The sequence below is a fragment of the Microvirga calopogonii genome (assembly GCF_003347665.1).
Taxonomy (GTDB): Bacteria; Pseudomonadota; Alphaproteobacteria; order Rhizobiales; family Beijerinckiaceae; genus Microvirga; species Microvirga calopogonii.
Map to the genome: position 1 here is coordinate 1 of NZ_QDGA01000080.1, position 22,940 is coordinate 22,940.

At 59.5% G+C, this 22,940-nt stretch carries 14 protein-coding genes and 9 pseudogenes; 14 read left to right on the plus strand and 9 right to left on the minus strand.

Annotated elements, in window-relative coordinates:
* The first annotated feature begins 256 nt into the window (after positions 1-256).
* Entirely contained in the window at positions 257-2,068 is a 1,812-nt protein-coding gene (locus DDF70_RS28480; protein WP_114948091.1) for an HrpF/NolX family T3SS translocon protein, read from the plus strand.
* A 600-nt stretch (positions 2,069-2,668) separates the two neighbouring features.
* Here DDF70_RS28480 and DDF70_RS38360 read toward each other — a convergent pair.
* Positions 2,669-3,368: pseudogene (locus tag DDF70_RS38360) on the minus strand (IS110 family transposase); the annotation flags it as partial.
* Positions 3,369-3,666: 298 nt separating this feature from the next.
* A complete protein-coding gene (locus DDF70_RS37030; RefSeq protein WP_162820740.1) occupies positions 3,667-3,816 on the minus strand; it encodes a hypothetical protein in 150 nt (49 codons plus the stop codon).
* Between the two features lie 67 nt (positions 3,817-3,883).
* Between DDF70_RS37030 and DDF70_RS38365 the strand changes: the two are divergent.
* The 6 genes and pseudogenes from DDF70_RS38365 to DDF70_RS28515 all read left to right on the plus strand — a co-directional run.
* A pseudogene (locus DDF70_RS38365) lies at positions 3,884-4,115 on the plus strand (transposase); the annotation flags it as partial.
* Position 4,116: 1 nt separating this feature from the next.
* Positions 4,117-4,582: pseudogene (locus DDF70_RS28495) on the plus strand (transposase); the annotation flags it as partial.
* Between the two features lie 354 nt (positions 4,583-4,936).
* Positions 4,937-5,083, plus strand: a pseudogene (locus DDF70_RS37640) (IS6 family transposase); the annotation flags it as partial.
* A 667-nt stretch (positions 5,084-5,750) separates the two neighbouring features.
* Complete coding sequence (locus tag DDF70_RS28505) at positions 5,751-6,437, plus strand: winged helix-turn-helix domain-containing protein (protein ID WP_114948094.1); 687 nt, start codon at positions 5,751-5,753, stop codon at positions 6,435-6,437.
* A gap of 30 nt (positions 6,438-6,467) precedes the next feature.
* Positions 6,468-7,922 (plus strand): type II and III secretion system protein family protein, encoded by a 1,455-nt coding sequence (locus DDF70_RS28510; protein WP_114948095.1) that lies wholly within the window; start codon positions 6,468-6,470, stop codon positions 7,920-7,922.
* A 10-nt stretch (positions 7,923-7,932) separates the two neighbouring features.
* Positions 7,933-8,499 (plus strand): CpaD family pilus assembly lipoprotein, encoded by a 567-nt coding sequence (locus DDF70_RS28515; protein WP_114948096.1) that lies wholly within the window; start codon positions 7,933-7,935, stop codon positions 8,497-8,499.
* Positions 8,500-8,594: 95 nt separating this feature from the next.
* Here DDF70_RS28515 and DDF70_RS28520 read toward each other — a convergent pair.
* A pseudogene (locus DDF70_RS28520) lies at positions 8,595-9,628 on the minus strand (IS630 family transposase).
* Between the two features lie 495 nt (positions 9,629-10,123).
* Here DDF70_RS28520 and DDF70_RS39345 point away from each other — a divergent pair.
* From DDF70_RS39345 to DDF70_RS28540, 4 genes and pseudogenes are all read left to right on the plus strand, one after another.
* Positions 10,124-10,222 (plus strand): annotated as a pseudogene (locus DDF70_RS39345) (DDE-type integrase/transposase/recombinase); the annotation flags it as partial.
* A 733-nt stretch (positions 10,223-10,955) separates the two neighbouring features.
* Positions 10,956-11,246 (plus strand): acyl carrier protein, encoded by a 291-nt coding sequence (locus tag DDF70_RS28530; protein WP_114948097.1) that lies wholly within the window; start codon positions 10,956-10,958, stop codon positions 11,244-11,246.
* Positions 11,247-12,455 (plus strand): beta-ketoacyl-[acyl-carrier-protein] synthase family protein, encoded by a 1,209-nt coding sequence (locus DDF70_RS28535; RefSeq protein WP_114948098.1) that lies wholly within the window; start codon positions 11,247-11,249, stop codon positions 12,453-12,455.
* A 248-nt stretch (positions 12,456-12,703) separates the two neighbouring features.
* Positions 12,704-13,084: pseudogene (locus tag DDF70_RS28540) on the plus strand (transposase); the annotation flags it as partial.
* Positions 13,085-13,648: 564 nt separating this feature from the next.
* Here DDF70_RS28540 and DDF70_RS28545 read toward each other — a convergent pair.
* Both DDF70_RS28545 and DDF70_RS28550 read right to left on the minus strand, forming a co-directional pair.
* Positions 13,649-14,977 carry an NAD(P)/FAD-dependent oxidoreductase gene (locus tag DDF70_RS28545; protein ID WP_114948099.1) on the minus strand — a complete coding sequence of 443 codons (1,329 nt, stop codon included), beginning with the start codon at positions 14,975-14,977 and terminating at the stop codon, positions 13,649-13,651.
* A 187-nt stretch (positions 14,978-15,164) separates the two neighbouring features.
* Positions 15,165-15,569: pseudogene (locus DDF70_RS28550) on the minus strand (Tn3 family transposase); the annotation flags it as partial.
* 244 nt (positions 15,570-15,813) lie between these two features.
* Between DDF70_RS28550 and DDF70_RS28560 the strand changes: the two are divergent.
* Positions 15,814-16,188, plus strand: a pseudogene (locus tag DDF70_RS28560) (transposase); the annotation flags it as partial.
* 613 nt (positions 16,189-16,801) lie between these two features.
* Positions 16,802-17,053: a DUF6894 family protein gene (locus tag DDF70_RS28570; protein WP_245435678.1), complete on the plus strand. Its 252-nt coding sequence runs from the start codon at positions 16,802-16,804 to the stop codon at positions 17,051-17,053.
* 912 nt (positions 17,054-17,965) lie between these two features.
* On the opposite strand, the gene pdhA is transcribed toward DDF70_RS28570, so the two are convergent.
* From pdhA to DDF70_RS28590, 4 genes are all read right to left on the minus strand, one after another.
* Positions 17,966-18,961 carry a pyruvate dehydrogenase (acetyl-transferring) E1 component subunit alpha gene (gene pdhA, locus DDF70_RS28575; protein WP_114948104.1) on the minus strand — a complete coding sequence of 332 codons (996 nt, stop codon included), beginning with the start codon at positions 18,959-18,961 and terminating at the stop codon, positions 17,966-17,968.
* Positions 18,962-18,966: 5 nt separating this feature from the next.
* Positions 18,967-19,584, minus strand: coding sequence for a TetR/AcrR family transcriptional regulator (locus DDF70_RS28580; protein ID WP_114948105.1), 618 nt, complete (start codon positions 19,582-19,584; stop codon positions 18,967-18,969).
* Positions 19,585-19,858: 274 nt separating this feature from the next.
* Positions 19,859-20,839 carry a magnesium transporter CorA family protein gene (locus DDF70_RS28585; RefSeq protein ID WP_114948106.1) on the minus strand — a complete coding sequence of 327 codons (981 nt, stop codon included), beginning with the start codon at positions 20,837-20,839 and terminating at the stop codon, positions 19,859-19,861.
* A gap of 11 nt (positions 20,840-20,850) precedes the next feature.
* Positions 20,851-21,069 carry a hypothetical protein gene (locus DDF70_RS28590; protein WP_114948107.1) on the minus strand — a complete coding sequence of 73 codons (219 nt, stop codon included), beginning with the start codon at positions 21,067-21,069 and terminating at the stop codon, positions 20,851-20,853.
* An 869-nt stretch (positions 21,070-21,938) separates the two neighbouring features.
* Here DDF70_RS28590 and tnpC point away from each other — a divergent pair.
* Positions 21,939-22,940, plus strand: a 1,002-nt coding sequence (tnpC, locus tag DDF70_RS28595) for an IS66 family transposase (protein WP_114948108.1), incomplete at its 3' end; no start/stop codon positions are given.

Here is a 22,940-nt window from a genome sequence, read left to right on the forward strand (position 1 = left end):
CGCGGCCGCATCCTGAATCGATTCTTTGGAGTTAGTCAGGTTGTCGAAAGCTGAACCGGTCATGATGAGATTCGGGACGCAGCGATCGTCGGCCAGGTGGGCTGGAAAGAGAATGTGGGGCGATCAACAAGCAGTGCACTCAGAGCACGGTTGTGGAGGAGTTGGTAACCCGGCGAATGCTCATCACCATTATCGCTGGTGACTACATATCGTGACGCCCTTGTCGCGGATGCAACTTCATGTCTGAGGAGCCACAATGCCAGTCAGTAACGCCAACATCCTTTTCTCGCAGTCCGCTCAGACAAGGTCAGAGCCGGTATCGGCTTTCGACGAGACTCAGCAAAGCGCATCTCGGTTTGAGGCGATGCTGATCATGTCCCTGCTAGAGGACAAGACCTGTCCGTCGGAACTCCGTGACCCGCTGGCGCGGGAATCCGCTTCGACGGCGGGAGCATTGTCCCGGGAGCATTCGGAATCCGTGTCAGATGCCGAGTCGTCGTTGGAGTACTTGGCCCAGCACCCATTGGACCTGCTGCCGCAAAATATGAGGGTAGCTATTGAGTCGATGGATCGGGGGCCGGAGCCCTCTGAGATCGCCAACCCTTCTGTTGCACAGGCGCCCGTTAAAAGCGAGAGAATCACGTGGAATAGCGGCTCACTGACCCAGGCCGAGTTGGAGATTGTAGCAGTGCTGAACCGCCACAAGGACCAAGCTCCACTCAGTTGGGATTCATTGGCAGATAAAGCCAACGATCCCTCTACGCCCCCGGATTTGAAAGCGGCGATCAAGGGATTGCAGCAGGATCCAGAGCTGTTTTATGCGATCGGCTCGCAGGGCGATGGCCGCTGCGGTGGCAAGATCACGGCGAAGGACTTGTCCGGATTCTCCCGCCATCACTCCCAAGTTGCCGAATTTCAGGATAAGCAGGCACAAAGCTACGTTCAGAACTACATTCCATCCGACAGCACGGGTGATCCGCAGCCGTCCGCCATGACTCGGAGCGACGCATTACGCGAGCTTTACCGATACTCTGAAAACCTGCCCGAAAACTTGAGTCTGGCTGAATTCAAGCAGATCGTCGAGGGTGAATCAAAATCTGGCAAATGTCCACCCCAGGTCATTGCGGCGGCTCAGTACTTCGTCAGCCACTCGGATGAATGGAAGCAGTTATATGGTGGTGGAATAGACAAGGTGCACAAAGAGGACTTTCTTCAAGTCGCTTCTTCGTCGATGAGTCTCACGCGTACCGAGCTTGAGACGTTAGAAACAATTAAGAGCAATCAGGACGCCTTCTTTGGAAGCGGTGACCTGACGCGTGACAAGCTCGCGAGGATGGCGGAGGACAAAAGCCTCGACCCGAAAGTGCAGGAGGCGGCCTCTCAGTTGCTCTCTGATCCTCTGCTGTTCAGTCAGCTTAACAATGCGATCACAGGCTATGAGACCAATAATTCATTCTTCGACTTCGGCGGTGGCCACACGGTCGACTCCGGTGACATCAGCAATGAAGACTTTGCTCAGTTCTACCAAAGCATGTCGCTGGCGAACCGCACGGTCCAGCAGTCAAAGACCCATGTGCCCGAAACCGCTGCGGAACAAAACGCGGTTTCGGATATGCTGGCGGGCCGGACGGACCAGCCTGACACCAAGTCACCGAAGAAAAACGGTGGGGCTTTTATTCACGCCGTCGGGGACGCGCTCAAGATAGTGTCGCCAGTGCTCGATTGGGCGGCGACGGCGGTGGGTTTGTTGAGCTTCGTTCCAGTGCTTGGCCAAGTGGCCGATGCCGTCTCAATGGCGCTTGCGTGTGAGGCGCAGGCAGCAAATCTTCTCCGCACTGCCATTACCGGAGGCAATATGAAGCTTGCGCTGGAAGAAGCTGGGATTAGTATCGGAGCGCAAGCGCTCAGCCTTGTCGCAGGGCCCGAGGTAAAGTTGGCAATCCGCAACGGGCTGGTCAAAAAGGTAATGGAAGAGGCTGCAACGGCTGGGATCGATCTGCCGATTTCCGTCGCACAAACCTATGCCGAAGACTATTTAAACAACCTGGAAGCTCGCCTTGCGGCCTGAGCCTCCAAGGTACAAGGGTGATCGGCACACCGCCCTTTTCTTGTTCCGGCATTTACCTGGCGGGCAAAGTACGTTCACATTTGGCCCTTGAGAAAGTAGTGTACCTCGAACTAGGAAGCCAGTTGACAAATTCTGCGGGCCACAGCAGAGCGAACCATCAGCGCCCTGCGATGTGTGTTTTGGAATGGCGAGCGCGTGAGAACGTTGAGCGTCGCGCCGCCAACTCGATTGCGCCGTAGATACTGGCTCTCTGATATGCCGGCAATTGGCGAGGCCGCCGTTGATAGTTACCACGCTGCTTCGTATTTGTGGGAGGCAGCGTGGTAACTATCCGGCTAACCTTTCGAAGTGATCCGGACTAATGTAGTCGAGCGCTGAGTGACGCCGGACGGGGTTGTAACAGCCATCAATGTAACGGCCGATCGGCTGCTTGGCCTCGGAATTCGGCTGAAAGACGGTGCGTCAGTCCAGCTCGGATTCCGAAGTCTTGAAGAAGGTCTCGACAGCGGTGTTGTTGAAGCGATTGCTTTTCTCGGACAATGAGATCCGAATGCTGTATTTGGTCGGCTCCGCCTGACAGGCCGTCGGACAATATTGATGCGGGGCGAGTTCATCGACAATTGCTCCGATTATCACATCCATTTCGGAAGTCTCTTCGTGCCACTCGGGGTAGCGAACGGCTAGCGAGTTCGGGTTGATACACTAGGCGGATTCCGCGTTATGGTGATCGGTTTGATCAGGCCGCCACGCGGCCATCGTCCTGACCAGTAGCATGCGTGTCATCCCACGCAGGACACCCCGCAGACTGTCCGGCGCGCAGACGATGGTGTTCTGAGTCCTCTGCAACGCGATTCGCTGTGTCGCCACCGCCGGCTTGCGGCTCGCCTTGATGACACGCAGGAACTCAACCGTGCCATCCCGGCTTCTGGGCGTGATAGTCCGTTTGCCGGCAAGGGCAGTTTGCGCTGCAATCTGAGCTTCGCGATCCTCGTTCTTTCCACGCCTGCGGCGATCATGCTGATCCGGGGGTGTGATCTCCAGAATCTCGAGGCCTGCGTTCTGCGTATTGAGCAGGAGCTTGGCCCCATAGGTCCCTGTTGACTCAGAGTCGACGCCCTTACAAGGAGCCGAAGGAGCCCATCCAGGCGGGCATCTGATTGTATCCCTGTCGCGTTGTGGGAAAGCTCTCGGCGGGGAGCGCATGATCGAGCTAATCGAGAACGTCGGCGAGGTAAAGATCCTTATGCATGTCAACACCACCTACGACGAGATGAGGCACACGCTCCTGACCACCTTCCATACCGGCTCTCCTGGCTCAGTCGTGGATCGACGGTTCGCCAAGACTGCGTCCATGACAGCGCTGTAACGCAAGAGAACGTCAGGCCCTTTTCGTGGCAAGTGCGGCGGTGAGGCAAACCGGACCGCAAGGCTCCTGGGCAGCCGACAAGATCGACGAAAGACACGGATCTGGTCGATCAGAGTGTGGGTCAGGCCACACCAGGACACCTTGTGGCACCAGCCACTCTAAGAGGTCTATCGCTCTGAGGGTCCGGCGCATAGGAACACTGGTCAGAACAGTTTGCTGTCCGGATGGTCGGTCAGGTCCATCGCAGGATCGCTAGCGCATAGCGCAGTGCCTCCAGGGCCAGCTCCTGGTGCAACCAGTCGCTCACCGCCCAGCCAGCCACTCGTCGGGCTAAGAGATCGAGGATCATGGCCAGATAGTGACTGCCCTCGTTCGCCCACACGTATAACAGATCCGCCGCCCGTTTCTGGTTCGGCGCTGGGCCGAGAAGTCCTGGTCGAGGAGATTGAGTTTACCTCCAGGCCCGCATGACGGATCAGGCCGAATGCATCCTGGTGCTGATCGGCGCCACCCCAGAGGGCAAGAAGGAACTGATCGGCTTCCAGGCCGGCGTGCGCGAGAGCGCCCAGAGCTGGCGCGAGCTTCTGGTCGAGATCAAGCGGCGGGGTTTGTCCGTCCTGCCCCGGATCGCTGTCGGGGATGGAGCTCTCGGCTTCTGGAAGGCGCTCGACGAACTCTTTCNGCACAAGACCGCCAACGTGCTCAACAAGGTGCCGAAATCGGTGCAGCCCGGCATGAAGGTGGCGCTGCGGGAGATCTATCTCGCGCCGACACGAGCCCAGGCCGAGGTCGCCATCGATCTGTTCGCTGAAGCCTATCAGGCGCGCTATCCGAAAGCCGTGGAGTGCGTGCGCAAGGACCAGCGGGCGCTGCTGGCCTTCTTCGATTGGCCGGCTGAGCATTGGATCCATCTGCGGACTACAAACCCAATCGAGAGCGTGTTCGCGACGGTCCGGCACCGGACCGTGCGCACCAAGGGCTCGTTGTCGCCGACCACCGCCCGGCTGATGGTGTTCAAGCTCATCATGGCGGCTTCGAAAACCTGGCGCCGGCTAATGGGCGAAAACCAGTTGCCGAAGGTGATCGCCGGTGTCAAATTCCAGGATGGCAGCGAGGTCATTCCGATGCCAACACACAGCGCCGCCTGATCGGCCCCATCACCTAAATTCCATCATAGCTGGCCCGCTGGTCAGGGCGAGCCGCACCGCGTCATCCTGAAACTCTCTCCGAAACCGTGTGTGGGGCATGGAGGTTCTCCTGCGTCATTGCCGTGCTCTCCATCTTCCGAAGCAGTTCCAGTCGCAGATGAAGACTTCTCGTCATTGCCCAGTCGAAGGCAATCCAGGCTTAGGATCCATCTATCGTGCAACGTCAGCTACAGCATAGCGATGACCGCCTCGCCGATCTTGTCCTGGTCGATCTTCATGCGGCTACTTTCCCACGCCGCGACACGATATTCCTCAGTCATCGGTGGATAAGTGCGTAACCTCTGGAGGTGCATGGTGTTCAAAAGTCGTCATTCTGATCGGTCGGTAATCCTGCTCTGCCTGGGCTGGTACCGGTCCTATAATCTCAGCCTGCGCAATCTTGAGGAGATGATGGCTGAACGCCGCATCTCAGCCGACCATGCAACCATTCCTCGCTGGACGTTTTACCGGCGCCTCAGGCGATCATCGTAACGCCGGCCGAATTATAGCTGCGATATTCCCGGCGCTACAGTGTAGCGACTTGCCGGTCCGACAGGGGTTGCCACCTGACGACGCCAACAATCCTGTAGATAACTTGGTTGCCGTGAGAGCAGCGGCAATTAAGCTTGCTGCCCGGCAGATCCCCCGGCCCTAGCTGAGCTCGCCTCAGTGTATTGCGATTGCGTCCAATGTCGTGACAGCGTGTCGACTGTCAGATCACTCTGACCTGGAATAGACGGGGTCGATCCAGGGCTTGAATGTGGCCGATCAGAACTATGGATTTCTCCAGTCGGCTTCTCGCGGTTAACCCTTTCAGTCGTCGAATCATGGGCGCTGGACACGCTGGGCTGATGAACGCCGGGGACGGCACGCAGGGGAATCGATGCAGGGGGGTGTCATAGTCGGGGCAGGTGGCATTCTGGGTCGCGGACTGGCAGTCTCGATCCGCAAAGGGTCTTCACAGGCTTCTATCAGCGACTATTGCAGTCGCTGAAATGCTCCTGCGACTACCTCTCCGAACAGGCGGTCAAGGCTACTGACACGAGTTGCTTAACCTCTGCCGCTATCCAGGTTTCGTAGCCGACGGTGACGTGCTCAATTTACAACTCAATTTTGAATTTGAGACGAAATGCGAACGCTGCTCGTTGATCACCATACGAACTTTGCACGCGCGGTGCGCGGCGCGCTCGCGGATAGCGGTTTTGCCGTTGATATAGCTTGTACTTTGGAAGAGGCTTCTAACGTATTTTATTGCGCGAGCTACGAAATTCTCCTGCTAGAGTTGGCTCTGCCTGATGGCAATGGCTTGGACTGGCTGAGGAAACTAAGGAGCGGGGGGCATTCAGTTCCTGCCGTCATTATGAGTTGTCTCGATGATTGCGAGAAGCGAATTGAATCTTTCAATGGCGGGGCAGACGATTTTGTGCTCAAGCCGGTCTCTCCTGTTGAGCTCATCGCCAGAATGAGAGCCATTCAGCGCCGGGTAAGACAGGTGGCCGCCCCCGTCCTTGTATTCGGCAACCTCAACTTCGACCCGATCAGCAGAGAGGTTTTCGTTGCAGGCGACCCAGTGATCATAGCACGCCGCGAGCTATGTATTCTTGAGCATCTGCTTAATCGCGCGGGCCGCATCGTGCCGCGTGAGCAGTTGGAGGATCACCTTTATCCGTTCAACGACGAAGTCTCTACCAACGCACTTGAAGTCGGAATTTATCGCTTGCGCGGACATCTGAGTAGGTCAGGTGCGACGCCACGGATAAAGACCGTGCGGGGAGTTGGGTACGTTATTCAATTACCTAAGGCGACATCCGTATGATTGGTGACTGTGAAAGAATCTGTCTTGGAAATGCTTACAACTCGTGATCCTGACATCAATCGGTGGCCGACCCTCGTCGACTGCCTGAGGGCTATCGGTTGTCCGAATTTGGGCCCTCTCCTTTGCACCCTCCTGCTGCTATCTCCGCTTTCTGCCGTGGCTCAAAGCAACGGGGATAAAGGGCCGCGGCGTGCAACGTCCGGTAGCATCAATGCCACGCTGAAGCTTTCCTCGTCGCTCGGGAAGACAGTTCATCTGCCAGCGTCAGCCGCGACCATTTTTGTTGCGGACCCGACTGTTGCGGATTATCAGGCACCCTCAAATGAAACCATCTTCGTCTTTGGCAAGAAATCAGGGCGGACAACCCTATTCGCGTTGAACGACAGGGGTGAGGCCCTCGCCGAGTTGCAGATTGTCGTCACGGAACCGATTGAGGATCTGCGGGATATGTTGAGGGATCAGGTTGGCGACTATCCGATCCGAGTCAAATATACTCCACGCGGCGCAATCCTTAGCGGTACAGCGCCCGACGCAGAAACTGTCGACACGGCGAAAAGGATCGCCGAGCAATATCTCGGGGAAGGCGCCCAGGTCGTCAATAACATTAAAGTCGCTGGCTCCTTGCAGGTGAATTTGAGTGTGCGCGTTGCGGAAGTGTCCCGTGGGGCGATGAACGAACTCGGTATTAACCTGTCCGCCCTCGGTCAAATCGGCAACTTCAAGGTGGGTTTGTTAAGCGGCGGCAACCGTGCGGGCTCAGGAACTGGGAAAGGTGGCGGTACAGCAGAAATCGGATACAACGATGGTAACATCAACATCAGCGCGGTTCTTGACGCACTCGCTAAAGAGAACATTGCTTCTATCTTAGCTGAGCCGAACCTCACGGCGATTTCCGGCGAAACCGCTCGCTTCCTTGTCGGCGGCGAATTTCCCATTCCTGTGCCGCGGGAAAATGGGCAAGTCTCAATTGAATTTCGGCACTTCGGCGTGAGCCTTGAATTCTTACCTACCGTCCTCGACAACAAGCAGATCAATATTCGGGTAAAACCCGAAGTCAGTGACCTCACGTCACAAGGCGCCATTCAAATCAACGGAATTTCCGTGCCGGCAATTTCCACCCGCCGCGCCGATACGGTCGTCGAGCTCGCCAGTGGGCAGAGCTTTGCAATTGGTGGGCTCATCAGGCGTACCACCAGCAATAACATCAGTGCATTTCCCGGGCTCGGGCAGGTGCCGATCCTTGGCGCCCTGTTCCGTTCTTCCTCATTCCAAAAGGAGGAATCAGAACTGGTTATTCTGGTTACTCCGTACATCGTAAGACCAGGGTCGAGCCCCGTCCAGATGAGCGCGCCAACGGATCGAATGGGGTCGCGTTCGGATGGTGGGGAGGCTAAATCGGGTTCGCCCACTCGGCCGCGAGGCCGCGTGACAGTTCGCACGGGCGTGCCAGGCGCCAAGAGCGGCGTCGGCTATATTATCGAATAGCTGTGTTCAAATGAAATTGCGGATCAAAGTTCACCTGGTTGCTCTAGCAGCAAGTCTAAGTGGTTGCGCAAGCCCGCCGATCCGTGTGGAGCCGTCGGCACCCACCCTTATCCGGCAGGAGACCACCGTTCTAACTTTAGAGGGGCTCCACGCCTCGGAACGGCAGCGGTTGCGAGTTTTCCTTCAGAGGGCCAGCCGTGGTCGGCTTGATGCGCTTCATCTGCTTATCAGTGGGTCGCCCAGGCTCGGCGCAGAGGCAGTCCATCAGGCGAAACAGATGGGGATCAGCACATATAACATCCAATTGTTAAGCCAACACAGCAGCCGTGTAGCGCGTATAGAGGCGATCCTCTATCTTGCCCGCCCTCCTGTATGCCCGTCACTTTTCAGTCCGTTATCTGACGAGGTATCCGTCGAACAGACGCTTGGCTGCTCGACGCGCCATAACCTCGCCGTAATGGTGAACGATCCGCGCGATTTACTCGGCAACATGGCTGTCACGCAAAGCGACGGCGATCGTGCGGCCATACCGATCGCAAAATACAGGGAATTTACAATAGACAAGAGTGGTGAATGACGCCATTGGCGTGCGCCCTCGGCGGCGGCTTCATCTTGCTCGCACTGCCTAACGCAGACGCACTCACTTACTGATCCGGATTGGGTAATCTTGAACTACGCGGCATAACGGAAAGTCGGATGCTCGAAGTAGCTGCGGATCCGGTCGGGCAACCTGGCAAGCCGGCGCATGTGGCTGATGAGGGCACGCTTGAGTTCGGGCTTGCTGCGGGCGGGCGGCTTGCGGGTCATAGTCTGTTTCAGGTCAGCGTTCAGGCCCTCGTCCGGGTTCAACTCAGGACTATAGGATGGCAGGGAGAAGACCTCGATCTGCTCCGTGCGCTCGGCCAACCAGTCCCGCACCGCCTGGGCCCGATGGACCGGCAGGTTGTCCCAGATCAGAAACACCTTGCCGTCGGCATCCTGGATGAGCCGCCCGAGAAAGCGGATCAGGCTCGGGGCCTTGAGCGCACCATCGAGCACCATCCAGCGCAGCTCGCCCTTGTTGGTCACAGCCGAGATCAGGCCCAGCCTCGCGCGCTTGTGGCTGGGGCGCACCACCGGCGTCCGGCCTTAGGGGGCGAAGCTGCGGCCGCGCCCATCATCCGAGCGCAGGCCGGTCTCGTCCCCCAGAAGATCGTGCCCTTCTCCCGTCTGGCCTGCGCCACGATGGCCGGATACTCCTGCCGCAGCCAGCGCAGTACGGCCTTCGGTGAGGGCTCATAGGCCCGTCGGAGCGGTGTCTCGGCCGTGAAGCCCCAACGCGCCAAGTAGGTGCTCATCGTACGCACCGCCAGCCGGACCCCACACTGCCGTTCGATCAGCATCCGCACCGCTGCCCGGCTCCACAGGGCGAACGGAAGACCGAGTTCGTCAGGCGTGTGCCGGCGGATCAGCGCGCGGACCTGCGCTTCCTGCTCGGCCTCGAGAAACCGTCCCGTGCCAGGGGCCGGGCCGCGCGGCCCGCTGGCCAACCCCGCCCGGCCCTGCTCGGCGAAGCGGCGGCAGATGTCGAAGACGCCGGTGCGGGTCAGACCTACCTGCGCGGCAATGGCCTCATAGGTCAGCCCGCTCTCGCGCAGGCCGATCACCTGCCGCCGGCGCTCCTCTTGCGCGGCTGCTGGCAGCTTGCGCATATCCACATGCTTCATCCCGCCGACTTGGGGCAACTGACCGCGGATTTCAAGAGCACCCGAGCCGGATCAATATTATCCATAGGCTTTTGACACATGTGATGTATTCAAGGGCGTAGCGGCGGGCGCCGTCCCGGCAGTCGGCGGCGTCGGCGTTACCGCCCTTCAGTTTTTTGTAGTTGTAGAAGGGCGGTTCCGTTGCATTAGCCTTGGCAGTTTAATGGGGGCGGCTGACTAAGCAGCCGCTCCATTGTCTCTGTTCAAGAGGCGCCACTATCCGGTTCAGATCAGCCTGCTGTGTGTGCGCAGGTACTGCAAGTACGGGATCAGCTACCGCGATCTCGCCGAGATGATGCAAGAGCGTGGTGTCTACGTCGACCCGCCCACGATGTTCCGCTGGGTGCAGTGCTATGCGCCTGTGATCGAGAAGTCGGTCCGCCAGCATCAGGGGCACCGGTCCGGCTCGTGGAGCGTGGATGAAACTTATGTGCGGGTTGGAGGCGCTGGACGTATCGGTTCCGAGCGGTCGACAAACACAGTCCGAAGATTGATTTCATCCTGTCAGAGGGCCGGAACACCCGAGCGGCTTGGCGCTTTCTGCGCAAAGCTTGAGGACGATTAGAGACTATTCACCGTCATCCAGAACAGACGATAAACCGGCGTCCTATACCACGGCCACCCGGCGCCTGCAGCGGGGAGGCCTGCTGTAGAGGGATGTTGAACGCCGCACCTCAGAATATTTAACAACATCATCGAGGTGGGTCCCGGAGCGCTCAGGCATCTTATCCGGCGCGACGCGCGGCTTCCAGAGAATGAGAGCAGATTCTGCGACCCTTTAGGGCTTTGAGGTCATGCGCATGATCCGCCGCAGCCATTACGTCCAGACAGGCCGGCGTGACAGGCGAGATCCGTCTTGTGAACCAGCTATTCGGCCTTGCAGTGTGAGTGCCTCAATCAACTGGGTGCGTCTTGCAATTTCCAGGTTAATGCAACAAAGCCCGTGAGATGCATGGTGTGCAGCAATCCATCGCGTGGATGTGTTCCATCGAAAGATTCAATTTTACGAACCTTCTGCAACGTTGCATAGACAGCAGCACCTGACGCGCACCGATCGCGCCACCGCCCTCGTCGCGTGACGGGTGCCCAATACGGACCTGACAACGGGGACTTTGCAAGCGCTCTGACGTGCGGTGGAGACTATGCCGGAATATGAGTTGCAACTGTTCAAATCTTTATAACCAAGTGCCTTAGTCAATCACTCGACCGGGATGAGGGGCAATTTTCGCGACGCGGCTCGGTTGAGGGATCGCGCCGCGTCAGCGTTGAACGCATGATAGGAAGAAACATGAGCGCAGATCAACTTACGAAGGAAATCATCGCCAAGATTGAGAATCACGTCGAGTCGGCCCACTGGGCGATTTCGGCCGTGGCTATATCGGGAAGCGGCGAGATAACGGCCGCCACAGAACTGACCTCACTCGGCTTCGATTCGCTGGGTTTGACTGACCTCATCATTGACCTGGAGCGGTCCTATGGCATCCAAATCGAGTTGGCCGCCGCCGAAGCTTCGTCGAATCTCAGAACTATCGGCGACATCGTGGAGACTGTCCGCGGCTTGCTCGCTAAGGAGGCCTAAATGGACAGACGTGTCGTCATTACCGGAATAGGGGGGCTGTGCGGGCTGGGCACCGACGCCGCCTCGATTTGGAGAGAGATGCGCGAAGGCCGCTCGGCCATCGGCCTGATCACCAATTCTGAGCTTTATGGGCTTAAAGTCAGGATTGGCGCCGAGATTAAGGCGCTGCCGGAGCACGACATCGACCCCAAGCAACTCGTCTCCATGGACCGTTTCAGCCTGCTCGCCGTGCTTGCCGCACGCGAAGCCATGGGTCAGGCCGGACTTTCCCCCGATGCCGAAAATGCTCATCGCTTCGGTGCCGTTGTGGGCGTTTGCGTTTGTGGCTGGGAGGCGATCGAGCAAAACTACAGGGCCCTCCTTTTGGGTGGCGAGAGCCGTGCCGCCACCTTCACTGCACCCAAGGTGATGCCGAGCGCCGCCGCAGGCCAGGTCAGCATGAGCCTTGGTCTGCGTGGGCCGGTCTTCGGCGTCACCTCCGCATGTTCCTCGGCCAACCACGCGTTTGCTTCGGCGGTCGATCAGATCAGGCTCGGCCGAGCCGACGTGATGGTTGCCGGCGGCAGCGACGCGCCGCTCATTTGGGGGGTGTTGATGGCGTGGGAGGCGCTTCGGGTGCTTGCGCCGGATACCTGCCGGCCCTTCTCCGCCGACCGGCGGGGTGTGGTGCTGGGCGAGGGGGCGGGCATGGCCGTGCTGGAAAGTTACGAGCATGCCGCAGCCCGCGGTGCCCCGATCCTTGCCGAGATCGCCGGCATAGGCCTTTCCGCCGACGCCTACAACATCGTCGCGCCGACTGTCCAGGGACCGGAAAGCGCGATGCGCGCCTGCCTTGCTGATGCCGGGCTGAATGCGGACGCTGTCGACTACCTCAACGCGCATGGCAGCGGCACCAAGGCCAACGATCAAACCGAAACAGAAGCGATCAAGCGCGTCTTCGGCGACCATGCCTATACGATGTCCGTCTCTTCCACCAAATCCATGCACGCGCATTGCCTCGGCGCGTCGGGCGCGCTCGAACTGATCGCCTGCGTGATGGCGATCCGTGAGGGCGTCGTGCCCCCGACTGCCAATTATCGTGAGCCGGACACTGATTGCGATCTCGATGTCACACCTAATGTGCCACGCGAGCGCAAGGTGCGCGTGGCTCTGAGCAACGCGTTTGCCTTCGGCGGGACGAACGCAGTTCTAGCCATCAAACAAGCGTAGTCGGGAGACAGTCGGTTCACCGTCTGGGAGTTAATTGACCGCATAGTGTCGCCGGCTCTGATGGGGTGGAGGGCCCCCGATTGCCTCACATGAGAGTGTTCCGGTCGATGATTCATGCCTAGTCCTTCCCGATGAACGCTTCTGCAGTTTCTGTAGAAGTACGCATCCGAGGAAGGACGCATTGCGCTAGTGAGTGAGACTGTGGATGGTCTGTCTATATAGACGTCAATATAGACAGTGCTTTAGGCATGGACATGATGGATGCTCGCCCGGGGCGCGTCAGCAGGATGGAGATCGTCGAGAGCGGTCGCCGGCGGCGGTTCACTGATGAGGCGAAGCTGGCGATTGTGGCGGAAAGCTATAGCGGCCTGCGCCAGGTCACCGCAACGGTGCAGCGCCATGGGATCACGCGCTGGCAGTTGAACGGGTGGCGCAGGGCCGCGCGGGAAGGAAGGCTCGTCAGCCGTTCGACCGACGGCTTTGTTCCGGAACTGATCGTTCCCGCGTCTCGTGGTGCAGTCGCGCAGCCTGCATCGGCTGCACCTATGCAGCCTCTCACACCCGACCACGGTCGCATGGAAGTCATGAGCGCGAACGGCAGGCGTGTGATTGTGGACCGGGGTGTCGACGCCATCTTTTGTCGCAGGACACGGACATTGCTGCTTTGCCCGAGGAGGTCTTGCTTGGGATCTGTGATCGGCTCAATGAAGCCGCACGCAACTGCTTGGGCTATCGCATGCCCAAAGAGCTTCTGATGAGCTCGCCGGATGCGCGACTGCGAGAGCTGTGCATCCCTGACCAGCCCCGCCCTGGCAACTCCTGACCGACCACGGACCGATCACCCACCACTCGTCGCACTTCGGCTTGATTCCACACATTGCCAAACGGGCGCTATCCAGACATGACGATGCCGCCGGTGCCCTGCTCGGCTTGACCAGAGTCGCCGCTCCAGCTACAAGGCCAAGGTGGAGTAGGTCGCGCCGGCTTATTCCCGAGCGTCTCCCCATATCGGCAATATCGCTTGCTTATAGATGATGATATGGCCGTTTCATGCAGTCACTCATCTGGCTTCCTCCTGTTTCGCTCGCAACCCCAGTTCCGATCTTCGGATCTACACCGGATCATCGCCGCTGCCTGGGTGATACAACGCTGTGTTTGCTGGTTGATCCGGATCGCTTCATAGGCATGTTTGTTCACACTGCCACTTCGGGCCGCGGGCGGGATCCATCCGTGAACCGCGAAAAGCGAAACGGCGTGGGGTCCACAATCGGCGGATCTCCGGTCACGAGATCGGCGGCAAGCTGACCGGCTCCAGGACCGATCCCAAACCCATGCCCGGAAAAGCCAGTGGCGATCACGAAGTCCGAAATCCCGTCGACTTGAGAAATCACCGGTACGGCATCAGGCGTCACATCGATCATGCCTGCCCATTGCTGGGCAACCCTCGCCTTTTCAAACACTGGGAACACGGCTTTCATCGCTGCGAGAGCTTGATCGTTGAGGGTAGCCTCTGGCTCGGGATCGAGCACGCGCGCCTGCTCGTAGCGTGAGATTTGGTCGATGGGCTTCTTCTCCGCCATTGACCACTCGTCATAGAAGCGACGGCCGAGCCTCAGCTGGAGCGATTTCCACTCCATCCGCAATGTTGGAAGGAAGTCCCTAAAGAAAGCGAACGTATCTGGGACGATATCGGCGATATTAGCATTTACGCTCGCAATTGTGTACCCGCCGTCCAGGCGCTTGCGGTAGGCAACTTTCGGAAGCCTAGCAGCGCTGATTGGGCCGCCCTCCAGGGCTTCGGTGCGCAGGACAGATGAGCAGACCTTCAATTGTGGCAGTCTAATTCCAAGATCATGGCAAAACAATCGGGACCAGGCCCCACCTGCAAGGACGACAGCATTGCATGTGATTGGCCCCTTCTCTGTAACGACACGGGTGACTCGGCCGGCCGTGGTCTCGACGCCCCGCACTGCGCATTGGGTCAGGATTGTCGCGCCATCACGCCGCGCGGCTTGGGCGATGGCTGGCGCCGCTTTCTGCGGCTCAGCGCGCCCGTCGGATGCTGTATAAAGCGCTCCTTTGAAGCGCCTGTTTGCGCCAGGCATCAGGCTGCTGAGTTCCTCGGAGCCAATGAGGCGGGTATCCAGCTGATAGGGACGTACCAGTTCCAACCAAGCTTCTCTTTTGGCAGCATCTTCGTCGGTGTCGCAGACATAGAGGATCCCCGTTGTGCGGAAGCCAGTTTCAGCTCCAACAAGTTCGTTCATTCCCGTCCACAGGCGCATGCTTTCGATGATGAGAGGGATCTCTCGGGAATCCCTGCCCTGCTTGCGGACCCAGCCCCAATTGCGGCTCGACTGCTCACCTGCGATGTGCCCCTTTTCGCACAACACGACCGAGATGTTTTTCCGGGCTAGGAACAAGGCCGTACTTGTTCCGACGATGCCCCCACCGATGACTACGACATCAGCCTGAGCCGGAATTGCGTTATCGTATGTACCTGAATCGACCTTTGGTCCCATGCCCGTCTATCTCACTGTTTCGTTAGTGGGTTCGATCAGCGTGCGTTTTCCGCTGCGAACATGAATTGAGAGGAAAGAGACCGCTCATCAGTAGCTCTCCCCACGTTGAGGGCAGCGCAAGATCTATGCCTGTTTGTGCGCTAAGGTAGAACCAATAACGGACCTGACCATCGGCTCTGCCGTTGGGCTATGCGGCGCGTGCCAGGATCTTGGTCAGTCGCAGGGGGCGGAAGCCGTCTACGAGCACAGGCTGCTCGCCGGGCAGCGGTGCCGGTGAGATTGATGTGCTCTCAACTCAGAGGCGACACGTGTTTGAGAACATTAGACTGGATCGTCCGTGCTTGGCGGCGGGGAAGGTCCGCGGCCCGTTTCATCTTGTGGGTCGCGTCGCCCTTGTGGAGACCAGCCTGACAACGCCGCCGCAGCGCAGAGTCGGAATACCACTCGATCATGAACAGCGTGCGCTCGAGGCGTCCGAGCTCGCGGAGGGCGCGGGCGAGCTGGCTGGGATTGCGAGAGGCTGCCAGCCGCTTGAGGGTTGCCGATGATGCCCCGATCGTGTCTTAATCGAGGCCGCCAGATGAAGCAGGTTTGTCCGGAAGAGACACAGCACCTTGGTCGTATCTTGGTGGGCCTCAACATACCGTTTCCTGCGCCGCATGTGGGCACGCGCGTAGAAGAAGTGGCCGATCAGCTTGTTGAGCATCGTGATCGCCGCGTCCGTCAGCGTCTGCTCAAGCGTAACGGCTTGGGCCACAAGGGTGACTCGTCTCGTGCGAGCGCCGAAGCCGGCAATCAACCACGCGCGCGTCACATCGCCTTCCCGTACAATCTGACCGAAGCAGCTGATGAGCTGGCTTGGGCTGGTGCCATCGGAACGGTCGAGCAGCACCCGCCGGCGGCGGGGTGGGCTTACCAGGAGCGGCAACGGGCATGCCCGCACGATGCTGATCGAGGCGGGCTGGTCCTACCGCTTGCCGGCGCGCGAGGCGGTCTGCTATCGCGCCCGGGTGGGAGGGTTGCCGGACGAGATCCGAGCGGTAGCCTGGCGGGCGCAGGTTCGGTTGTGCCAACGCCTCCGGCGCCTGATGGCCGCCGGCAAGCCGTTGCTCAAGGTAGCCACCGCGATTGCGCGCGAACTGGCCAGCTTCGTGTGGGACATTGCCCAGAGCGTCTCCATTGCACCTGTCACGCGAAATCAGGGAGCGTAAGCCGCTGCTGACGTGCCGGAATGACGGCCATATGAGCAAATAATCTGGAACAGATCTTGCACTGGTCCTGAGAGGGTCCCCGCACAAAAGGTCCTGACTTCGGCTAAGCCATTCTGCTTCTTTTCTGAAGCTAGGCGTTACTCTTCTACATACTTCGGGTTACCCCGATATCTAAAGGCAGAGGTTGGCAAGACATGACTGAGGAAGAAATCGAAGCGGTTGCGAATGACCTCGCCAAAGTCGGCGGAGCCTCCTGGTATCCCGGACGCAGCCGTGACCTCCTCTTGCGGGTCGTGAGCGACCGTTATCGAGACCGCGCCCGTGTCGCGATCGCGGCCCTCGATCGCTTCAGGGCAAGTAAGGAGCCGGACGCACATCAGAGCGTACCCTCTGACACTCACATCTTGGATCATCAGGGAGGGGCAGGCTCGGGCGATCAGATCGAGATTGGCTCCATCGTTGTATACCGCCCTCCAGGTGATCAGAGGGCACTCCGGTGCCGAGTTGAGAAGCTGGAGGATGGTCGGGCCTATCTGGTGCCGTGCCCCCATCCTGATGTTGGCTGGGTGGCTCTCGACAGCTTTCCTTTGAAGGTTGTACGCGACCAAGGGAAATGAACCACCGGATGCCGGGGGCGAACATGCGCTGTTTCTTTCACCTCGTGAACGGCGACGAGGCCATTCTGGATGACACAGGCGTTGAGGTCTCTGATCTGAAGACGGCAAAAACTGAAGCAGAGAAGGCCATCAGCGAATTGCGCCGGGAGTTCAGCGTGTTTGATGACTGGGTTGGTTGGCGGCTCAACATCGTATCCTCCAACGGAACGCTTCTTTGCTCGCTTCCTCTTGACAAGACTATCCACTGATAAAGATCCCATTCGAGAGCCTCGCGCCTCCGATCTCTTCGGGGATTACTTGGTCTTGCGCGAAGATTGTGGAGCATGAGACTTGAGTCAGGCGAGGATGCCACAAACATGCTCTCTGACCTGAGCAGCCTGTGCGGTCTTGATCAAGCTCTTGCCATTCGCAGTGCCAGGTAGACGACTGTTCTTCTTGTCCTCCGTTGCAGCGGCTCCTGGCCTATAACGCCTGGAAAGGTGCGGGTAGGACCGTTAGCTTGGCTTGAATTGAGGAGTATGTCCCATCAGCACCTTCGTATGCTGGGTATCAGTGTCGGGCGCATCTGGCCTAATCAGAATGGAAACAGAATGTCCTTGAGTGGCAAGGCGTCTGCGGCATTCAAGGCCGAGGTCTCAGCTTCCTCCCGCGTGGAAAAGGTGATCTGTGTCCGATCTCTGCATGTGACCAACCACTCATTCTGCGCCTGGAAAACGACGAAACGCTCTACGTGCGCTAAGTGCATTTATCGCCTCCACTTCGGAGTGACTGCGACAGTAGCATGCCGATCTATCGAGTCGGACGGCTGAATGGGATAAAAGGCGGTGTTGCATTTGAAACCATTTGCAGTTCATGTGAGACTGCCAACCGCGTGCATGCGACCTGACGACGCGTGGCGAAACTCACATCGAGGGCCTGGCAGGCTCCCCTGGCCGGAGGCAACTCCCGAGAGGAGATGCGGGACATGGCACGCCGCAGGCAACTAAGGAGCCCTGCTCCTATGTGCACTTCATGTGAGACTGAGAAGGCTTCCAGTCTCACATGAAGTGCACAAGTCGGCATCCAAATCGCCCAGTCCTATCATGAGGTGCAAAATTGACAGCGGATGTGGGGAATGAGTTGTCGGTGTACTGGTGACCGCCGGTTCTGCTCCGGCCTCTTCAGCTGACCTTGTAAACGTCCGTCCAAAGCTCCGACGCGTCGGGCTCCGGGTTCTCTAGCGAAAACTCCGCCGCTGCATTGACGATTTTGCGCACGTCCTCTTCTTCGGCCTTGAGCACATCCTTCGTCAGGCCGTATCGGTCCACCAGGAACTTGCCGACATGATCGATCGGATCTCGTCGATGCCGCATCTGGTCGACTTCCTCGCGCGTGCGGTACTTGCCCGGGTCTGACATAGAATGACCGCGGTAGCGGTAGGTCATCATCTCAAGCAGGATCGGACCCTTGCCAGAGCGGGCATGCTCGGCCGCGTCGAGCCCCGCAGCCTTCACGGCCTGAATATCCATGCCGTCGACGCGCTTGCCCGGGATGCCGTAGCCCTCGCCTCGCAAGTAGTGGCCGGGTCCGGCGGCGTGGCGCGACACCGAAGTACCCATACCGTACTGGTTGTTCTCGATGACGAACACACAGGGCAGCTTCCACAGCGCGGCCATGTTGAAGGTCTCGTAGACCTGCCCCTGGTTGGCGGCGCCATCGCCCATGAACGTGAGCGAGATGTTGCCGTCGTCCTTGTACTTGTGGGCAAAGGCGACTCCGGCGCCGATCGGCACCTGGGCGCCGACAATGCCATGCCCGCCGAGGAAGTTGCGCTCACGGGCGAACATGTGCATCGATCCGCCTTTGCCATGAGAGTAGCCGTCACGGCGTCCGGTCAGCTCCGCCATGACACGGTTCGGGTCCATGCCGAGCGCCAGCATGAAACCGTGGTCCCGGTAGCTGGTGATGAAGGTATCGTTCGGGCCGGCGGCGGCGACCATGCCGACCGCGATGGCCTCCTGTCCGATGTATAGATGGCAGAAGCCGGCGATCGCGCCGGTACCATAAAGCTGGCCGGTCTTCTCCTCGAAGCGGCGGATGAGCAGCATGTCGCGATAGTGGCGAAGCAGCTCATCCCGCAAGCCCGACTTCTTCGACGCTCGGTCCTCGATATCCATGGATGTCACCTGTTGTTCGTCGATGCGAATGGTTGGAGGGGAGGCTTCTGCCGACAGCCGTTCAGCAGCGTGTCCGCAACTTGGTCGACCCAGACCCGGTCAAGCCTCCAGCCCAGGAGCAGGTGGAGATAAAGGGCACCGAATGCGGCATCGAGAACGGGTTCAAGTTCAAGATCCGCGCGGAATTCGCCACTGTCGATGCCGGCCTGAAGAAGCTTGATGCTCGCGCGTCTCAAGGGATTTGAGTAGTGGTCGAGGAGGGCCTGGTGGGTGTTGGGATCGCCCTGCGCCTCGGCCAGGATGGATGCGATGATCCGTCCGGCCTCGCCGTTCATGACGGACGCCACCGAGTGCAGCAGCGCGCGAAGATCGTCGGCGGCCGATGCCGTTGCCGAAAAGCTGAACCGGGGTGCCACAACCTCCATGAAGCTCTCGACGGCCAACAGGCCCTTGCTGGACCACCATCGATAGATCGTGGTCCGGGCGACGCCGGCATTCAATGCGACAGCATCGATCGAGAAGGCGGTGAGGCCCTGTTCGACGAGGATGGCATAGGCAGCTCGAAGAACGGCTCGCCTCGCCTCTTCACTGCGCGGCCTTCCGGCTGGGCGGGATAGGGTCACGACAATACCTTCGCGGGTCCGGCAGCGTTAGCTGCCACATTAGGCTTCACTGTGTATCGTAATAGTCGGAGCACCTGCCAAGTGCAAGGGTTTCGATGCACTATGTAGCGCAACTCCGCGATGTTGTTCGGAAGCGCGGTCGGAAGTCACCGCGCGTCAAGCCGATGATCCGGGTGAACACCATCAGGAAGGCCCCGGGATCGAGCATAGGCCTGCGCCAGGATATCCCCGCAGCTCTCGGCTGGTCCCTTAAAGAGGCATGGCCCAGTCTGTCCTAAAGCCAACCTTTACGCTTGAAGTAGACGAACGGGATGATGGCTGAGACCACCATCATCGCCAAGGATGCCGGATAGCCGAACAGCCACCCTAATTCCGGCATGTGCTCAAAGTTCATACCGTAGTTCGATGCGATCAAGGTCGGGGGCATCAGGCAGGCCGCCGCCACGGAGAAGATCTTGATTATCTGGTTTTGCTCCAGGTTGATGAGGCCGAGCGAGGCATCGAGCAGGAAGTTGATGTTGCTGGCGATAAAGGTGGCATGATCCGTCAGCGAAGCGACATCGCGGCCTAGGCTCTTGACGTGCTCGCGCGCCTCCTTGCTGGTCCTGACCTGTTGGGTCAAGGCCAGGAAGCTGATCATACGGCCAAGGCTGACGAGACTTTCGCGCGCCTTTACCGTCACATTGTGGTCTACCGAGATCGCATCAAGCACCTCCTCCAGCCCCTTGGTGGAGGCGGCCTTGTGCTTAGCCCGGCGCTTGCGCTCAAGGATCTCCCGGGAGACCTGATCGACACTTCCGCCAACCCATTCCAGCACTTCAGCGATGCGGTCGACATTAGCTTCCAGGAGGGTAATGAGGGTCATGACCCCGCTGGTGCACAGGTCAGGTTGGGTCTTGATGTAGTTGGCGACCGTCCGGAAGGAGCGCGGCTCGGCATAGCGCATCGTCACCAGGCGCCCGTTCGTGAGCACGAAGGTGACGGGGGTGACTTCCGGCGTACCAACTTCCACGCCCCATAGCACGCCAGCCGTCATGTAGGTTGCGCCGTTCTCCACGTACAAGCGGGAGGAGGGCTCGATGTCCTTCATCTCGTCGGCCGTGGGCAGGTCAAGGTTAAGCAGGGCCTCGACCGCCTGTTCCTCCTCAGGAGAGGGGCGGTCGAGGTCGATCCAGACGGCGCTCTCGGGCAGGCTCGTGGTACCCGACACGAGCACGTCATAGTTGTTCTGGGAGCAGTCGTAGACCCGGATCATGACAGCCTTCCTCAGCCGTGCTTTCCGGGGGAGTTGCTCCTGTCCTGGACAGACCGGGCCTCTGCCATATCGGGGTAGAGCAGAAAGGCAACATGCACCCCAATCATTGGGGCGAAGACGAGAAACAGGAGCAGCCAGAGCACGTAAGCCAGGGAACGGTCCTGGTAGACAGGCACGGGCGCGGCAGGCGCGCGGAGGGACGCACGGAGGCGCCGAATATGGAGGGTCATGGGCTCACCTCGGTTCCGACCAGCCGTCAAGGGCCGGTCGCAGGTGAGCCGATCAAGAGATCAGGTGCCTGCACAGGCCCGTGACGGCGTGGTCAATCGACTGTGACTGTCGCTTGGCATGGGGTTCAAAGTTCCAGTGGATCCGCATTCTGCCAAAGCAGACTGCGGGTGGAAAGGCAGATGCGCTTGTTGCGGGTCCCGGTCAAGCCTAAAGTGCGATGACGGTCGCTTACTCGCCGCGCCACGACTATGGCGTCTTCCAAGGTCATAAGACGGGGTTGCTGGGGCGCATGACGCCGGCCAACTATGAGATGTTAACCTTGGCTGTTGTAATATACATGCATCGGCCGCGTTGCGTATCAGCTCGACCCATGCGGGGTGTTTCGCCCTCTGCACTGCCTCAACAAGAGTGACCTCTACTCTCTTATGTTGGGCTACGAGGGTCTATCCAATCTCTGCGCGTCGTCGCAGAGTTCTGCGTTGATCGCGCCAATCTCGTCGAGCGCGCCGCGTAGCTTGCGGGAAAGTGGCGATCAATTGCGCGGCTCGCGGATAGGCGTAATTTGGAACGTAGTCCCTTCGGGGGCGACCGCCGAGCTGAGTGATGGACAGATTTCGCTTCGGACCGTGACCCGGTCCGGGTTATGCAGTAGCAGTTTAGGTGCCCATATCGTTTGTAAGTCTCGATCAGCGAGCCTCGCAGCACCTACTCGATGGGCGGCAAGCCGTGCGCGAGCTTGTGGCGGCGTTTGCGCAAGGCCGCTGATGAAAGGTGTTGGATGTCCATCGGACCGACTCACCAGTCTGTCCGAGCGAATGTAATTACCCAGGCCCTTGCGCGAACGGGAATTCACTGATTCCCTGGTGTGATGGGCCGCAGCGATCTTGAGCGTCTGAGCAAGGAAGAGCTGATCGAGCTGGTGCTGCGGCTGCAGCGGCCGCAGAAGACCTCGCGCACATCGTCCAAGCCGCCCGCGACCGATCGCAAGGAGCGGCGGGATCAGGCCAAACCCGGTGGCGCCAAGCCGGGCCATGAAGGTCACAGCCGGCTCATCAGCACCACGCCCGATGAGGTGGTCGAGCACCGTCCTGACCGGTGCTCCTGCTGCTCAGCCGTCCTGATGGCGGGGCTGCCGGGGGAGACGATCAGCATCCACGAGCAGATTGACCTGCCAGAGGTGGCGCCCCGCGTCACCCAGCATCGGCGCCTGGCGGTGAACTGCCCAGCCTGTGGAACGCGGGTGGTCGCGCCCGTGCCGGACGCCGCCAAGGGGACACCGTTCGGGCCCCGCGTCCATGCCATGGCAACTTATCTCAAGACCTTCCAGGCTCTGTCCTATGAGCGGCTGCAAAGCGCATTCGCCGATCTGTTTGGGCTGACCCTCAGCCAGGGCGGGCTCATGAACCTGCTGCGCCGGGCGCAGAATGCTTTCGTGGCCGAGCGCGACAAGGCCATTGCGGCGTTGCGCCAGGCCCGGGTCGTCGCTTCCGATGAGACCGGCGTCCGGATCGAAGGCTCGAATGCCTACCATTGGGTGTTTCGCTGCCCCAACGCGGTGGTCCATCACGCCTCCCCGACCCGCGGCGCCATCGTGGTCCGGACCATGATGGATGGGCACCGGCCCGAGGTCTGGTGTTCCGATCGCTATAGCGCTCAACAGGGCCACGCCGACGCCCATCAGACCTGCCTGGCCCATCTCGCTCGTGACGTCGCCTATGCCGATGAGGTGAGCGAGGATGTGCTGCCCTCCCGCCTCAAGCTGTGGCTGCACCGGGCCTTTGCCCTGGCTGACGGGATCGGGACCCTCGCCGCCTCGACCCTGGCCCGCAAGCGCCGCGCCCTGGAACGCAGTCTGGATGATATCCTGGCC